The 16,785-nt window shown below is 53.6% G+C and carries 11 protein-coding genes; 8 read left to right on the forward strand and 3 right to left on the reverse strand.

From position 1 onward, the window contains the following. Positions 1-89 precede the first annotated feature (89 nt). Positions 90-557, reverse strand: a complete 468-nt coding sequence (gene bcp, locus ACF8D4_RS08320; RefSeq protein WP_028779224.1) for a thioredoxin-dependent thiol peroxidase — start codon at positions 555-557, stop codon at positions 90-92. Positions 558-597: 40 nt separating this feature from the next. After that, positions 598-1,146 carry a glycine cleavage system protein R gene (locus ACF8D4_RS08325; protein ID WP_025009712.1) on the reverse strand — a complete coding sequence of 183 codons (549 nt, stop codon included), beginning with the start codon at positions 1,144-1,146 and terminating at the stop codon, positions 598-600. Positions 1,147-1,320: 174 nt separating this feature from the next. On the opposite strand from ACF8D4_RS08325, the gene dapA reads away from it, so the two are divergent. From dapA to ACF8D4_RS08345, 4 genes are all read left to right on the forward strand, one after another. Further along, the gene (dapA, locus tag ACF8D4_RS08330) at positions 1,321-2,205 is read left to right on the forward strand and encodes a 4-hydroxy-tetrahydrodipicolinate synthase (protein WP_261752501.1); all 885 of its coding nucleotides are present in this window, start codon (positions 1,321-1,323) and stop codon (positions 2,203-2,205) included. Positions 2,206-2,209: 4 nt separating this feature from the next. Beyond that, complete coding sequence (gene bamC, locus ACF8D4_RS08335) at positions 2,210-3,310, forward strand: outer membrane protein assembly factor BamC (RefSeq protein WP_234522171.1); 1,101 nt, start codon at positions 2,210-2,212, stop codon at positions 3,308-3,310. 439 nt (positions 3,311-3,749) lie between these two features. After that, entirely contained in the window at positions 3,750-4,835 is a 1,086-nt protein-coding gene (locus ACF8D4_RS08340) for an efflux RND transporter periplasmic adaptor subunit (RefSeq protein ID WP_025009714.1), read from the forward strand. Then, a complete protein-coding gene (locus ACF8D4_RS08345) occupies positions 4,832-7,924 on the forward strand; it encodes an efflux RND transporter permease subunit (RefSeq protein ID WP_028779221.1) in 3,093 nt (1,030 codons plus the stop codon). Before ACF8D4_RS08340 ends, ACF8D4_RS08345 begins: the two co-directional genes overlap by 4 nt. A gap of 303 nt (positions 7,925-8,227) precedes the next feature. Here the strand turns inward: ACF8D4_RS08345 and emrD are convergent, their stop codons facing one another. After that, a complete protein-coding gene (gene emrD, locus ACF8D4_RS08350; protein WP_255265331.1) occupies positions 8,228-9,442 on the reverse strand; it encodes a multidrug efflux MFS transporter EmrD in 1,215 nt (404 codons plus the stop codon). Positions 9,443-10,024: 582 nt separating this feature from the next. Here emrD and ACF8D4_RS08355 point away from each other — a divergent pair. The 4 genes from ACF8D4_RS08355 to ACF8D4_RS08370 all read left to right on the forward strand — a co-directional run bounded on the left by ACF8D4_RS08355 (position 10,025) and on the right by ACF8D4_RS08370 (position 16,785). After that, a complete protein-coding gene (locus ACF8D4_RS08355) occupies positions 10,025-10,801 on the forward strand; it encodes a tRNA-uridine aminocarboxypropyltransferase (RefSeq protein WP_025889957.1) in 777 nt (258 codons plus the stop codon). Positions 10,802-10,936: 135 nt separating this feature from the next. Continuing rightward, the gene (locus ACF8D4_RS08360; RefSeq protein WP_392468590.1) at positions 10,937-12,193 is read left to right on the forward strand and encodes an efflux RND transporter periplasmic adaptor subunit; all 1,257 of its coding nucleotides are present in this window, start codon (positions 10,937-10,939) and stop codon (positions 12,191-12,193) included. Continuing rightward, the gene (locus ACF8D4_RS08365) at positions 12,194-15,334 is read left to right on the forward strand and encodes an efflux RND transporter permease subunit (protein ID WP_123116309.1); all 3,141 of its coding nucleotides are present in this window, start codon (positions 12,194-12,196) and stop codon (positions 15,332-15,334) included. It abuts the gene before it with no gap. Continuing rightward, positions 15,331-16,785 carry an efflux transporter outer membrane subunit gene (locus ACF8D4_RS08370; protein ID WP_304715003.1) on the forward strand — a complete coding sequence of 485 codons (1,455 nt, stop codon included), beginning with the start codon at positions 15,331-15,333 and terminating at the stop codon, positions 16,783-16,785. The genes ACF8D4_RS08365 and ACF8D4_RS08370 overlap by 4 nt, the downstream gene beginning before the upstream one ends.

The following is a 16,785-nucleotide window of genomic DNA, read 5'->3' on the forward strand; positions in this document are numbered from 1 at the left end:
CAAAAGCCCGCATTGCGGGCTTTTTAGTGTCTCTGGCTTGGGGATGCGGTGAATGCCGGCAATAGGAGCCGGCAAAGTAGCCGTGGGGTTTATCCCTTGAGATAGTCCAGCACCACTTGATGATGATCTTTGGTCTTGAACTTGTCGAACCTGTGGCTGATGGTGCCATCCTGGTCAATCAGGAAACTCAGGCGGTGCAGGCCATCATAAACTTTGCCCATAAATTTTTTCTCGCCCCAGACACCGAAGGCATCGGCTACTGCGTGGTCTTCATCGCTGAGCAGGGTGAAGTTGAGCTCATGCTTATCGATAAACTTGCCCAGTCTCGCCACGGGATCTGTGCTTATTCCAAGCACGGTTACATTGAATTCGTCCAGTTCCGCCTTGCTGTCTCTCAGGCCACAGGCTTGCACTGTACAACCAGGCGTCATCGCCTTGGGGTAGAAATACACCAGTACCCGGCCTTTTTTCAGGCAATCTTGCAGTGAAATATTTTCATCGTTTTGGTTTTTTAGGGTGAAGAGTGGCGCTTTGTCGCCTGCTTTTAAGGTGTTCATGCGTTCAATCCTTTTGATCTTTATCTGGGATGAGTGGGATTCAATCGGCTTTGGGGACCGCAATACCCTGCATACGTTTGATGTTGCAGGTCAGGGACATTTCTTCGGCCAAGGCCTGGATGCTGGTTTCCAGTTTATCCAATTCGACCTTTTCCGGGATATTGATGGCCAGGAAAACGTGCTGAGTCTGGCTGCCGTCCGGCAGCTCTTCCGAGTAGGAGCGCACCGCACCGAGATCCAAGGACCTGTCTGCCAGGAACTGGGAGATGCGCTTCATGGTGCCGCGCTGGTCCTGACCGTTGAAAGTCACTTCAATGCGCGAGATGTAATTTTGCGGCGTGTGCTTGGAGGTGCGCTTCATTACCGTCATCAGTTCAAGTTCGACACTGAGACTGGGAAGGCTGGTTTCTATCTTGGTAATGGATGCCCAGGAGCCGGACAACATCATAATCAGAGTAAACTCGTTGCCGAACAGCGCCATGCGGCTGTCGACTATGTCACAGTCGCAATCACTGGCTAATCTTGCCAGTTTGCTGACCAGGCCGGGACGGTCGGCCCCCATAGCGGTAACGACCAGGTAGTTGGTCATGAATTTTCCTCATATTTCCGGTATCATAGAGCGAAAACTCAGCCCCTTTGAGCTGAGTTTTTTGTGCGGTCAACCATGCTACCACAACTAATTCGATTTGTTAGCCCTGACAGTGCTTGTCATTGGCTGGCTGCACCAGTACCATAGCGAATCCTGAAATCTTGGGGACATAAGATGATAAACGGAAGCATCGTAGCCTTAATTACGCCCATGCAAGGCGATGGCTCAGTGGATTTTGCAAGTCTCGAGCGTTTGGTGGAATTTCATATCGAGCAGGGGACCGATGCCATAGTTGCAGTTGGTACCACAGGCGAATCTGCCACTCTGCCCATTCGCGAACACCTCGAAGTGGTGTCACAAACCCTTTCTTTTGCCGCAGGCCGTATTCCCGTCATAGGCGGTAATGGCGCCAATGCCACCGCTGAAGCCATAGAACTGACCCAGGGTCTGTCGAAACTCGATGTGGCTGCCATGCTGGGGGTGACACCTTATTACAACAAGCCCACTCCCAAGGGGTTGGTTGCCCATTATAAAGCGGTTGCAGCCAGTACGGATGTTCCCCAAATTCTGTATAACGTTCCAGGCCGCACTTCGGTTGACATGAAGCCGGAAACCGTTGCTCAACTTTGTGATGTGCCCAACATCATAGGGGTTAAGGAAGCCACAGGCGATCTCGCACGGGTTAAACGGCTGCGTGAGCTTTGCGGCGATGATTTTCTGCTGTTCAGCGGTGATGATGCCACGGCGCGCGAATTCCTGGCCCTTGGTGGCAACGGGGTGATCTCGGTTGCCAACAATATCGTCCCTAAGGCGTTCAAGGCCATGTGTGAGGCGGCGCTGCAAGGAAGAGCGGCAGAGGCAAAAGCCATGGATGAACCCCTGAGCGGCCTGTACAGTGCACTCTTTTGTGAGGCGAACCCAATACCGGTTAAGTGGGCGGCCCATCGCATGGGACTCATCAGCGAAGGCACAATTCGTTTGCCTTTGACTGAACTTTCCGAGGAGTTTCATGGTCTGTTGCTTAACGCAATGCAAAAAGCCGGGATAGAGGTTGAATAATTTAATGCTAAAGCAAGTTTCCCCCTTAGTGCTGGTTGTCGCAGTTTCAGCCTGCAGTACGCCGATTGACCGTCGTCAGGCCAATGGCAACTTCGAGTATGTTGAAGCCGGCACTTCAGCTCCCTTGGTGATCCCGGAAGGATTGGACACCCCAAGGTTCAGTAAAGAGTTTGAGATCCCGCAAGCGGGCGCCATGAGTAATGCTGAGTTTGTTGGTGAAAAACTCGATATTCGTCCGCCTTTGCAAGTGCTGCCCATGGCTGAAGGCACCCATGTGGAAGAGGGCAGCGACAACATCAAAGTGGTGGTTGAGTCCATCGACAACAGCGTTGATCTCAAACAGGAGATCTTCAGCACGGTTAAGGGTTATCTGCAAAAGCAAGGCTATGGCATAGTCTCTGAAGATTATGATAAAGGCGCTATCGAAACAGATTGGATTGAAACAGAGCAGGTGCTCGATTCTTCCTGGTTTGGCAGCGATAAAGTCTACCAGCTGCGCCAGCGTTTCCGTTTCGATGTCGAAGTTCGTCCTCATGGCCGCACAGGCAACCTGGTGATTAACCTCATAGATCACGAAGAGCATTACGACGGCTCAGAGCTGCCGGTACTGCTCAGTGGTGAAGATAAGCGCCGTTACACCATAGATATGCTCAATAGCGCCGTGGCCTATATGAGCCTCAAACGGGAGCAGATGATCAAGGCCAACCGTATCAAGCAGAGTTTGGGTATTGATATGTCATTGCATCAGGGCGGCGACAGCGAGAGCTACTGGGTGGCTGATGCGCCATTCAAGCGTACCTGGGATCGTCTGCGGATAGTACTGCCTGAGCTTGGTTTGGAAGTGGTGGACATGGACTCAAGCAAAGGTTTGTTCTACGTTAACTTGAATGACAACTCCGGCTTCTGGAGTTCCCTGTGGGGCGATAACAAGTTAGCGCTTAAAGAGGGTAGCTATCGTTTATTGCTGCAGGAAAGTGCCGCCAACAAAGAGCAGACTGAGATCCGCCTGCACGATGTGGCCGACCAACCGCTCGCGAATGAGACCATTGAAGCCGTCTATCAGAACCTGGCGGATTTGATGCGCGAAGATCGTAAAGTGCGTTAAGCTCTGCGGGTTTATATCAGAGAGTGTGATTGAAAAGGCGCCGATTTCGGCGCCTTTTTTGATCTCCTCATAAGCCTATTGCTGCCCTTGGGTGCCAAAAGTCGGTACCGAAGTTCTGTGGCTTTCTCAGCACCAGCCATTTATAACCATTTAATTTATAATGTTTTTGTTTGATATTTGTCCTACTCCTTCATCTTTACCGCACGATAGATGAAATCAACGCCTCCCTGTTTGTAAAGTCATTTGCAGAATAGTCCTTGGTTTTTGAGTCAATCTATAGCCTGTATCTTTGTTCCGGCGGCTTTGATGCAGTTGTTTTAACTGTGTGTGTATCTGTGTCAAATAAATGTAATTTGTAAGAAAAGGTAAAACGTATTGAAGCCGATAAGTCGCAGAGTAAACTGTTTTACCCATAAAACTCTGTACCTTCGGACAACCAATGAAAAAAATAATACTCCTTTTGGTACTACTGGCGGCCGCAGCCATTGGTTATCAACAATGGCATCAGCAGCAAGCCCCGGCGGAGAGAAAGGCCCGCCCGGTACCCAATGTTGTGGTGTATAAGGCAGCCATTCAGGCTGTGCGGGATGAAGTGGAGGCCCTTGGCACTTCCAAAGCCTATGAGTCAGTCACCATCACCCCCAAGGTCAGCGATGTGGTGACCTCGATTCGCTTCGATGATGGTCAGATAGTCAAGCAAGGGCAACTGCTTGCCAAGCTGCAGGACGCCGAGCAGCAGGCCAGAGTGGAACTGGCCAGGATCAAGGTACGGGAGAATACCCGCGAGTTCGACCGCATCAGCTCTCTGGTCACCAGCAAGACAGTCGCAGAAACCGAGCGCGACCGACTGCAAACTCTGATAGAAAGTGCCAGGGCCGAAGTCGAGCAGGCACAGGCGGCGCTGCGGGACAGACAGATCACCGCCCCCTTCAATGGTCGCCTGGGTTTACGCCAGGTTTCGGTCGGCAGCCTGGTCACCCCAGGAGTGGTGATCACCACCTTGGATGATATCTCGGTGATCAAGCTGGATTTCTCGGTTCCCGAGCGTTTTATTCAGGACTTGTTGCCGGGCAAAATCGTGGAAGCCAGCGCGGTCGCTTACCCGGATAAACTGTTTCGCGGCAAAGTTGTTTCCATCGACAGCCGGGTTAACCCAACCACACGGGCAGTAGTGGTGCGCGCCGAAATCCCCAACCCCGATGGTCAACTGCTACCGGGCATGTTGATGAAGGTCAAGCTTATCAAGCAAAACCGTGAGGCGTTGTTGCTGCCTGAGTCGGCCATTATTCCTATTCAAAACCGTCACTACATCTATCTGGCCAACAGTGAAGGTGTGGTGGAACAGCGTCAGGTTACTATTGGGCTGCGCAGCCGTGGCTGGGTGGAAATTCTCGAAGGCGTTGAGCTGGGTGAGCAGGTGATCATTCGCGGGATCCTCAAGGTCCGTCCCGGTGACAAGGTCAAGGTGGAGTTCAAGGAACATTTCAGCTTCCTGACGGCTGAAGAGGCGAAGACCACAGCATGATACTGACAGACATTTCCGTTAAACGGCCGGTTTTCGCCTCGGTCATCAGCCTGTTGCTGATCGCTTTCGGTCTGGTGTCCTTCGGTAAGTTGCCACTACGCGAATACCCGGATATCGACCCGCCGATAGTCTCGATAGATACCAGCTACCGTGGCGCCAGTGCCTCTGTGGTGGAAAGCCGTATCACTCAGCTGATTGAAGATAGGATCAGTGGCGTTGAAGGCATACGTCATATCGACTCTTCCAGCACAGATGGCCGCTCCTCTGTGGTGCTTGAGTTTGATATTGACCGCGATATTGAAGCCGCCGCCAACGATGTCCGTGACCGGATTGCCGGTTTGCTGGATAACTTACCGGAAGAGGCCGATCCGCCGGAAGTGCAAAAGGCCAATGGCGGCGATGAAGTGATCATGTGGCTCAATCTGGTGTCGGATCAGATGACCACTTTGCAGCTCACCGACTATGCCCGCCGTTACCTCACCGACAGATTCTCCGTCATCGACGGGGTGGCCAATATGCGTGTCGGTGGCGGCAAGGTTTACGCCATGCGGGTCTGGATTGACCGCCAGGCACTGGCGGCCCGTAACCTGACCGTAGCCGACGTCGAAGCGGCCCTGAGATCGGAAAACGTCGAACTGCCGGCCGGCTCCATCGAATCCAAGGAACGTCACTTTACCGTGCGGCTTGAACGCAGCTTTCGCACCGCCGAAGACTTTGCCAACCTGGTGCTGACCCAAGGGGGCGATGGCTACCTGGTTAAGCTCGGGGATGTGGCCAGGGTCGAAATCGGCTCGGAAGAAGAGCGGATCATGTTCCGTGGTAACGGCGAAGCCATGATAGGCTTGGGGGTCTCCAAACAGTCTACCGCCAATACTTTGGAAGTGGCGCGGGCGGTGAATAAACTGGTGGATGAGATCAACCCGACTCTGCCCCAGGGTATGGAGATCAAACGCTCCTACGACAGCTCAGTGTTTATCGAAGCCTCTATCGATGAAGTGTATCAGACGCTGTTTATCGCCATTATTCTGGTGATCATCGTCATCTACCTGTTCCTTGGCAGTGTGCGCGCCATGTTGATCCCGGCGCTGACAGTGCCTGTATCCCTGCTGGCCACTTTTATCGTGCTCTATGCTTTGGGATACACAATTAACCTCTTGACTCTGCTGGCGATGATCCTGGCTATCGGCATGGTGGTGGATGATGCCATCGTGATGCTGGAAAACATTCACCGCCGCATCGAAGAGGGTGACAGTCCATTGAAAGCCGCTTTCCTCGGCGCCCGTGAGGTGGCCTTTGCGGTTATTGCCACTACGGCGGTGTTGGTGGCGGTATTTATGCCAATCACCTTCCTCGATGGCGATCTCGGTAAGCTGTTTAAAGAGTTTGCTGTCACCATGAGTGCCGCCGTGTTGTTTTCCTCGATAGTGGCACTGACACTCAGCCCCATGATGTGTTCCAAGCTGCTTAAACCCGCGAGCCAGGATACCTGGTTGATGCGGCAGGTCGACAAGGGAATGAACGCTCTGGCAGGCTTTTACAGCCGCAGTCTCACCGGCGCCATGAAGCACCCCTTGCTGGTTTCCCTGTTGGTGGTAGCAGCTCTTGGGGCCAGTGCCTACATGGTTAAACTGATCCCGCAGGAGTTTGCGCCGGAAGAAGACAGGGGCTCTATGTTCCTGATGGTCAACGGCCCGGAGGGTGCCAGCTATGAATATATTGAAGCCTATATGAACGAGGTGGAGCAACGTTTGATGCCTCTGGTCGACAGCGGCGAAATCAAGCGTTTGTTGATCCGTGCGCCTCGCGGTTGGGGCGGCTCGGCCAACTTCTCCAACGGTATGGCGATCATAGTGCTCAATGACTGGGGCCAGCGCCGTCCCGCCAAGGAGATCATCAATGATGTCCGTGCCAGGCTCGCCGATCTCGCCGGTGTCAGAGCGTTTCCTGTAATGCGTCAGGCCTTTGGCCGTGGAGTGGGCAAACCTGTGCAGTTTGTCATTGGCGGCCCCAGTTATGAGGAGCTTGCCAGATGGCGCGACATCATGCTGGAAAAAGCGGCGGAAAACCCCAATCTCGTCGGTTTGGATCATGACTACAAGGAAACCAAGCCCCAGCTCAGAGTCGTTATCGACAAAGACAGGGCGGCCGATCTCGGGGTTTCCATCGCTCATATAGGGCGCACGCTTGAGTCCATGTTGGGTTCACGCCTGGTGACTACCTTTATGCGCGACGGTGAAGAGTATGACGTGATCATTGAGGGGAACCGCGACAGTCAAAACACCGCCTCGGATATGCAGAATATCTATGTGCGCTCAGATCGCAGCAAGCAGCTGATCCCACTCTCGAACCTGGTCAGCATAGAGGAGTTTGCCGACGCCAGTCAGCTCCATCGCTACAACCGGATGCGGGCCATTACGCTGGAGGCCAGTTTGGCGGAAGGTTACAGCCTGGGTGAGGCGCTCGATTATCTCAATGATTTGGCCCACACCTATCTGCCGGCAGAAGCCTTGATAAGCTACAAAGGTCAGTCGCTCGACTATCAGGAGTCCGGCAGCTCCATGTACTTCGTGTTCCTGCTGGCACTGGGGATAGTGTTCCTGGTATTGGCGGCGCAGTTTGAGAGCTATATTCACCCCATGGTGATCATGCTGACTGTACCGCTGGCAACCGTGGGCGCCTTGGTGGGTTTGTTGCTGACCGGTCAAAGTCTGAATATCTACAGCCAGATAGGCATCATCATGTTGGTGGGGTTGGCGGCCAAGAACGGTATTCTGATTGTTGAATTTGCCAACCAGCTCAGGGATAAGGGGGTCGACTTTGATGCTGCTATTTTGCAGGCGGCCAACCAAAGGCTCAGACCCATACTGATGACAGGCATAACCACGGCCGCCGGTGCCGTGCCTCTGGTGCTCGCCGAAGGTGCCGGCGCCGAGACCCGCTTTGTCATCGGTGTGGTGGTGCTCTCCGGCATTTTGCTGGCCACCTTGTTTACCCTGTTGGTCATCCCTGTGGCTTATTCACTGTTTGCCCGCCATTCCAGTTCGCCCGAAGCCGTGGCGCAGCAACTGGAAAAGGAGCTGGCAGAATAACCGGCCTAATCAGTCGCCAAACCGTTTAAGGTAGGGCTGTTGGTTTTGTTTTCGGTTTAACCTCAGATTTAGGTACCAGCGCTCCTTTAGGGGCGCTTTTTATGCCTGAGCTATTCGGTTGTTTTGGCTTTGTTGTCATGATCGCAGTTTGGCAAGGCGCATAAGGATAACGTCCAAAAGCGAATGCCTCAGTCGACTGAAACGCCAACAAAGTCTGAATCGCAAAGAAGAGCATGAAGTGTAAGGGGTAGAAGCAGCAAGACCGGCCAGTGGCCGGTCTTGCTTAATGGTTTGACAGGGAAATCAGAGCGGGTCCCCGGCGGTATGCACATCGATATCCGGATGGGTTCTGGCATAGTTGAGTGCCAACACCACCAGCACCACCATGGACGAAGTCAAAAGCCCAATGCTGAGTTGTCCCATCATGGGCACCAGCGACATCAACATGGCCGCAAGACCGGCGGCAAAGTTCTGCAGTCCACCAAGCAGGGCGCCGGCCACCCCGGCTTGGCGCGGGAAGGGCTCAAGCGCCGCCGATGTTAGCGCCGGAAACAATATGCCGGCCCCGGTAAAGAAGAGCACTGAGCCAATCAGTAGACTCCAACCTATCACCAAAGTTGACAGGCCGGGCAGCAGTAAAAACAGTGCTCCGGCACCCAGCAGGGCTACACCGTGGTGAAACAGTTTATGCAGTGATGCCTGTCTGCCGGCATACCAGGCTCCCAACAGATAACCCGGAATAGGCGCCACGAAATAACAACTGACCATCATGGGGCTCATAGCCAGCACCTGGCCATAGAGTATACCGGCGATGGCTTCAAAGGCGGCAATCCCGGCGAAGGTAGCCACCAAGGACAGCAGATAACCGCGAAAGGCTCTGTGCTTCAGCACCAAGGCATAGGACTTGAGCATGGACTGCGGCTGGCGTTTCTCCTTGGGGAGGGATTCCTTGAACCTCAGCGCCAGGGTTATCACCACGCAGACACCGAAAAAAGCCAGGAACCAATACACGGCATGCCAGCCATAATGCACACTCAACACTCCGCCAATAAAGGGAGCCAGCAGCGGCGAGAACACCACGGCCATGGACACATAGCTGTTGAAACGCACCAGTTTTTCGCCGAAGAAGAAATCCCTTGGAATAGAGCGGCAAAGGGCACCGGCACTGGCGGTGCCGCAGCCTTGAATGGCGCTGGCCAGCAGCAAGGTATTAAAGCTCTCGGCGCAGGCGGCGATGATGGCACCTATGACGAAAAGACTGAGACCGATGAGCAGCAGCGGCTTGCGACCGAATCTGTCCGATACCGGACCATAAACAAATTGCAGTAGGCCATAGGCCAAGAGATAAGTGCCCATAATCGCCTGCAGTTGCCCGGCACTGACACTGAATTGCTCACCCATCATAGGCAGCGCCGGCACAAAAATGGTTTGGGCAATCTGGCCGCTGGCGACCATCATCACCAGCATGATTAATAAAGGCTTCAAGGATACGCCGGAAACATTCTCATCAGGTACCACAGTAATACTCCTACAACCTTGATAAAGAACCATAACTAAAGAACCGTTTGGGAAGATGCCGACAAGGCGAGTGCCTCTTGAGATAAGTATCAGCCCCTTCCTGCTCGGGAGCTCCCGAGACGGGCGCTATCATACTCGGCAATTTTGCAATTTCAATGACAGAAGTCGCTGTTATACAAGAAAAAAATTAAAGCTATTGATAACATTTTCTATAGAATAGGTTTGTGTACCTTAATCTTTACATTGTTTGGGTGGAATATAACCCAAAAGTTGGGGGTGTTTACCTTTGGAAGCGCTATGGCAGCACTACAGAGGGCTTTCATTGCTGTATTGAGTCTCTATATTGGAATGATATGTTTACAAATCTTGATGATGGATTATTTTCCATCGGCTCTTTCATTCGGCCTTATGGACAAGCACCAAGTGCCGGCTATCCTGGCAAGAGTGAGGTTAAATGACTTGCTGCCACATGGATGCAGCAGTAAACTGCGCCGGCTCTTACGTACGGCAGTCAAAGCATCAAGGCTGGCGGTAAGAAAGTCGTACACTAGAGTTATTAAGTCATTGTAATTCGGGAAATTCATGTCAATTCAACCTCACGCGGTACACCGTCTGTATGAATACCGACAGTCGCTGTCGACCAAGCCTTATGCATCAAGGGGCAAGAATCTTGTTCGCTGTGGCCGTTGCCTGTTGGAGCAGAGCTTTTGTACCTGTGAGCACAGGCGCCTTCTGCCCTGCGAAGCGGCGTTTGCTTTGCTTATGTATGATGCCGAGGTATTGAAACCCAGCAACAGCGGGCGTTTGATAGCCGATCTCATTCCGGATACCCATGCCTTTCTTTGGTCGAGAACTCAGCCGGACCCTCAACTCTTAGCCTTGCTGGAAAACCCGGATTATCAGCCTTATCTGGTGTTTCCGGGGGAATATGCCTTACCGGGGCAAGAGGTGGTGACTGAGGCTTTGAGCGAGGTGTTCGCTAATCAGGGAGATCCGGAGCAAGGCAAGCGACCGCTGTTCATTTTGCTCGATGGCAGTTGGCGTGAGGCGGTGAAGATGTTTCGCAAGAGTGCTTACCTGCATCAATTACCTATGTTGTCATTCAGCGCCGAAACCTTGGCTCGCTATCAGCTCAGAAAGGGTAGCCGCGACTTTCAGATGGGTACAGCCGAAGTGGCAATTTTAACGCTGCAGTCTCTGGGTGAAGAGGGCTGCGCCGAAGCGCTTGATACTTGGTTTAAGCTCTTTATCAGCAGCAGTCTGGCAACACGTAGCCGCTTGATAAAAAATAAGCCCGAGCATATTCAATCACTTAAAGAGCAGTTTGCCTTTCAGGTTGAAACTCTGAGGCTCAAATAAGTTATTAGCTTTCCCTTAATAATAGTCGGGAATTGACACGCAGCTTCAAGGACTTACACTGGTAAATGAACAACCTGTCGCCAAACGTCGGGGTGTTTAACAATCAGGATCTCCCATTGAACGCTGGAAGCTGCTATGTCCTCTGTCTTTGCTGCGCTAATGACCGTCTTCGCCCGAAAGGGTTCAAATGCATCGCTTTTCTCTATGCCACTGCTTATCGTCAGTGGCTTTTTATTGCTCGGTTGTGACCCCGAACCCGTTGCCATCACGCCCAAACTGGTGGTGGTGGAAGAGGTCAAACAGGCGACGGTGCCTGTCTACGGTAATTATGTCGGTATCACCAAGGCTTCTTTGGATGTGGAGGTCAGGGCCCGCGTCGATGGCTTTGTCGAGGAGCGGCTCTTTACCGAGGGCAGCGCGGTCAATGCCGGCGATATCTTGTATAAGATAGATAACAGGCCCTATAACGCTGTGGTTAATCGACTCAAGGCCAACGTCGAGTCGCAGCAGGCGATACTGGAAAAGGCGCAGCGGGATGTGAAGCGTCTGAAACCCCTCTATGAGCAGGATGCCGCCAGTCAGCTGGATTATGATAATGCCCTATCTGCGTTGGCGCAGGCCAAGTCGGCCCTGGCCGCCGGCCACGCCGAGCTGGAAGAGGCGCTGCTGGAACTCAGTTATACCGAGATAAGAGCGCCGATCGCAGGTCTGGTCAGCCGCTCTGAGGTGGATATCGGCGCCTTGGTCGGCAGTCAGGGGCAATCGCTGCTGACACGGGTGAAGCAGGTGAATCCCATCTATGTGAATTTCAATATGTCGGCGCTGGATTACCTCAATGCCAGACGGCGAATGACCAGTTACAACCAACAGCAGGAAGCGGAAACTGAAGGCAAGGCGGTTGAAGGCTTTGTGCGTATCACCTTACCGGACAACAGTGATTATCGCTATTTGGGTAACGTCAGTTTTACCGATCCCCAGGTCAATTCCAGCACAGGTACCTTTGAGGTGAGGGCGGTACTGCCCAATCCGGACAAGGAGTTATTGCCGGGTCAATACACCAATGTCAGGATCAAACTCAGTGAGATAGACAATGCCATAGTGATCCCGCAGCGCTCGACTCAGGTAGATCAGGGCGGCGTCTATGTGATGGTGGTGATGCCGGACAATAAGGTTGAACGGCGCTTTATCGTGATTGAATACCAGGGCCCGGAAGGCGTGGTGGTTAAAAGCGGTCTCAACGCCGGTGAACGTGTGATAGTCGAAGGCATGCACCGTGTGCGTCATGGCCAACTGGCCGAGCCGCTGGATGCCAAAGAGTATCAAAAGCGGCTCGACGAGCAGGAAAAGAAAGAGGCGCTGGAGCAGCAATCAAAAGAACAGGAGCGTAAGTAAATGGCTCAGTTCTTTATCGGACGGCCGGTATTCTCGGCTGTTATCAGTATCGTTATCGTGCTCCTGGGCTTGATAGCCATGTTCCAGCTGCCGGTGGATCAATATCCCTATATCACGCCGCCGCAGGTGAGTATCTCAGCCTCTTATCCGGGGGCAGCTTCCACTACAGCCGCCGAGTCTGTGGCAACACCGCTGGAGCAGCAGGTCAACGGTGTGCCCAATATGATCTATATGAGTTCCAAGAGCACTAATTCCGGCAGCACCAATGTCACCATTACCTTTGATGTGGGCACCAGTCCGGATCTGGCGGCGGTGGATGTGCAGAATGCCACTCAGCAGGCCATCGATAGCTTGCCTATCGATGTACAGACCGCCGGGGTGTCAGTCTCCAAGGATTCCTCGGTGGAACTGCTCAAGCTGTCATTGACCTCCAAAGATCCCCGTTTTGACGAGATTTACCTCTCCAACTACGCCTCCATCAATATCGAATCGGCACTGAGAAGGATCCCCGGCGTTGGCCGGGTTCGTAACACAGGCGCTCGCAGTTATGCCATGCGGGTGTGGTTGCGCCCGGATGCCTTGGCCGGTCACAGCCTGACTACCACAGACGTTATCGATGCCATCAAGGCACAAAACAAGGAAACTCCGGCTGGTACCGTGGGTACCCAACCCAACACTAGCGCCTTGAGCCAGACCTTGCCGATAACCGCCAGCGGACGTCTGTCCAGTGTCAGGGAATTTGAGGAAATCATAGTTCGCGCCAATCCCGACGGCTCGCTCATTCGCTTGCGTGACATTGCCAGGGTAGAACTGGGTTCTTCGGCTTATACCTTACAATCACAACTCAATGGGGAAAACGCCACCATCTTGCAGGTGTATTTGCTGCCCGGTGCCAATGCCCTTGAGGTGACCCGTAAGGTCAAGGAAACCATGGCCGAACTCGCGACCAAGTTCCCAAGCGGTATGGACTGGCAGGTGTTTTACGATGCTTCTGTGTTTATCGAAGAGTCTATCGATGAGGTAGTGCAGACCCTGATCGAAGCCCTGGTGTTGGTGGTGTTGGTGGTGTACCTGTTTTTGCAGAACCTGCGGGCGACCCTTATCCCGGCGATCGCGGTACCTGTATCTTTGATAGGGACGCTGGCCGCCATGCTGGCCTTTGGTTTTACCATCAATACAGTAAGCCTACTGGCACTGGTTTTGGCCATTGGTATTGTAGTTGACGATGCCATTGTGGTGGTGGAAAACGTCGAGCGACTTATCAATGAAAAGGGCATGAGCCCGATGGCGGCCACCCGCAGCGCCATGAAAGAGTTATCCGGAGCCCTGATAGCGACCAGTTTGGTGCTGTGCGCCGTGTTTGTTCCTGTGTCCTTCCTTGCCGGTATCACAGGTATTATGTATCGGGAATTTGCTGTCGCCATTGCTGTGGCCGTGCTGATCTCGACAGTGGTGGCATTGACCCTTAGTCCGGCACTTTGCGCCTTGTTGTTGCGTCCGGGCGATGCGGCCAAGAGCGGTTTCTTCTTCTGGCTCAACAACCGCCTCTCCAAATTGACCGACAAATACGTATCCCTGGTAGGTGTAGCCAACAAACATGCGCGGCGCAGTTACCTGGTGTTTGGCGCCATGGTGGTGGCGGTTTGGTACATTATGAGCCACTTGCCATCGAGCTTTATGCCGGATGAGGACCAAGGGCGTTTCTTTATTGATATGACATTGCCGGCCGGAGCGACGGTCAACCGCACCCAAAAGGTACTCAAGATTGCCGAGCGCCATGTGCTGGCCCATCCTGCGGTAGCCTGGTCCTTCACCCTGGCCGGTGAAAACCGCCGCTCGGGTTCGAATCAGGCCAACGGCCAGTTTGAAGTGGTCCTCAAGCCCTGGGCGGAGCGGGAGCAAAGCCAGGCCACAGTGCAGAAGGTGATGAAAGAGCTGAAACATGAACTCAGCCAGGTATTGCAGGCAGAGTTCAACCTCTACCTGCCATCGGCCGTGCCCGGTTTGGGGAACGGCTCCGGGGTTGAAATGGTGCTGCAGGATACTTCGGGAACCAATTTCAAGGGGCTGATGGAAACCAGCAACGAATTGGTGGAGCAGCTCAAACAACAACCGGAAGTCGCGGCAGCGGCCATGTCGCTGCAGGGTTCCATTCCGCAGATGTATCTCTCGGTCAACGAAGCCAAGGCTATGGCTATCGGGGTGGATGTGGCCGATCTTTACAGCACTATCAAGACCTTTACCGATTCCTCCGTAGTCAATGATTTCAATCTGTTTGGCCGGGTGTATAAGGTCAGGGTTCAGGCCGAGGACAGTTATCGCCAGTTCCCCCAGCAGATCAAAGATTATTATGTCCGGTCATCCAATGGTGTCATGGTGCCTATCGGAGTTCTGGCCGACTATGAATACACTGTGGGGCCGGCGGCTGTGACTCACTACAATCTGTTCTCCAGTGCTTCCATCAACGTCACTCCGGCAGCCGGGTATGCTTCAGGTGATGTGATAAAAGCAATCAACAGAGTAGCTAAGCCCATGCTGCCGCCCGAATTCAAGTACGAATGGACCGGGCTTACCTTCCAGGAAGTACGCTCGGCCAACCAGACCAGTATCGCCATTACGCTGGCTTTGGTGTTTGTATTCCTGTTTTTGGCGGCGCTGTATGAGAGTTGGACCATTCCTGTGGCCGTGCTGCTTATTGCTCCGGTCGCCATGCTGGGAGCCTCTTTGGCAACACTGCTCAGTGGTATGCAGAGTAATCTCTTCTTCCAGGTTGCCTTTATCGCCCTTATCGGGATGGCAGCCAAAAACTCGATTTTGATTGTCGAGTTCGCTAATCAACTGCACCGGGAGGGCCGTTCAAGACTGGAGGCGGCAATGGAAGCCGCCGCGATGCGCTTCAGGCCGATTTTGATGACCTCCATGGCCTTTATTCTCGGTGTCTTGCCACTGGTGTTGTCGGCCGGACCCGGCTCAGTCAGTCGTCACTCGGTATCTATTCCCATCCTTGGCGGCATGGTGCTGGCGACCAGCATAGGGATTATACTGGTGCCGCTGTTCTTTGTGACCACAGCCGGTTGGGTTCGCGCCAAGGTTAAGGGTGATTCGGCAAGCCAAAAGCCGGAAACGGAGGAAGGCTTATGATGACCGGAGTATTAGCCATGAGCCAAGAGAAGCCGAACAAGAGCCTTGTCAGCTGCAAATGCACTAGACCGGCGCTACTCGCTTTGACACTTTCCTTGGGCCTTTGGGGCTGCACTCTGGGGCCGGATTATCAGCGCCCCGAGCTCAACATGCCGGCGCAGTTTGAGAAGACGCTGCCGCAAGTAGAGTCCAATGAAGCCGTTAAGGATGAGTGGCAGACGTTTTTCCTCAATCCCGAACTGCAGACGCTTATTCGCCAGGCGCTGGGGAACAATATCGACCTGGCGATGATGCAGAGCAGGCTGCGAGCCGCCAGAGCAGAAGGGCGGGTGGTCGATGCGGCCCTGTGGCCCGAGCTTGGGCTGGAGTTTGAAGCCAAACGGTCACTCAGCAGTGCCATTACCAATAAAGATCCCAGTGCCAAGACGGCCTTGGGCCTTAACGGGGTTGCTTCATGGGAGCTGGATATCTGGGGCGCCAACCGCCGGGCCAGTGAGGCGGCACTGGCCAATACTCTGTCGCAGGCAGAGCTGCTTGAGGCATCCAAAATCAGTCTTATCAGTGATATCGCCACCGCCTTTTACGAGCTGACCGATATTGAGCAAAGACTTAAGATCTCCCGGGAAACGGCACAGATCCGCGCCAAGGAACTGCAGCTGGCTAAGCTCAGGCGGGCCAACGGGATGATCTCGGGTCTCGATGTACACCAGGCGGAAGTGGAATATCAAACCGCCATGGTGACCTTGCCTCAGCTCGAATATGACAGCAAGGCTAAACGTAATCAGTTGCTTATCTTACTGGGGGCTTACGATCACCCCCTGCCGGAGCTTCCCAAACTGGTGAGCAGTGAATTTCCCGAATCTCTGGCGGTTGGGGTGCCTTCACAGCTACTGTCGCGCCGCCCGGATGTACGCGCCAGCGAGCAGGCTCTGGTAGCGGCCACGGCCGGGGTCGGGGTAGCCAAGAGTGCCTTCTTCCCCGGGTTTACCATTACTGCCGAATATGGTCGCGAATCCAATAACCTGGATAACCTTTTCAGCTCAAAGGGGCTCACCTGGTCGCTGCTCGGTGGGATCACGGCGCCAATTTTCAATGCCGGCAAGATAAGCGCCGAATATGAGATAGCCAACGAGGCGCAGGTACAGGCAATGCTTGCTTATCGCAGCACGGTATTGAACGCCTATATGGAAGTACGCAATGCGATGAATGATTATCAGAGAACGCAGCAGGCTCTGATAGAGCAGCAACGCTTGCTCGATGCTTCCTCTGAGTATGTGCGCTTGGCGCGGCTCAGATACAAGAACGGTGTTGCTACTTCACTCGATTTGATGGATGCCCAGCGCCAACGCTTCAGCGCCGAGCTTTCGTTGAGCGAGTCAAAACGCGATAAGTTGCTGGCTATGATAGCCCTATACCGCGCCCTGCGTGGCGGCGCACCGGCAAAGAGTTAA

Origin of the sequence: Shewanella sp. YQ_9, assembly GCF_043103185.1 — a bacterium.
GTDB classification, from domain to species: Bacteria; Pseudomonadota; Gammaproteobacteria; order Enterobacterales; family Shewanellaceae; genus Shewanella; species Shewanella algae.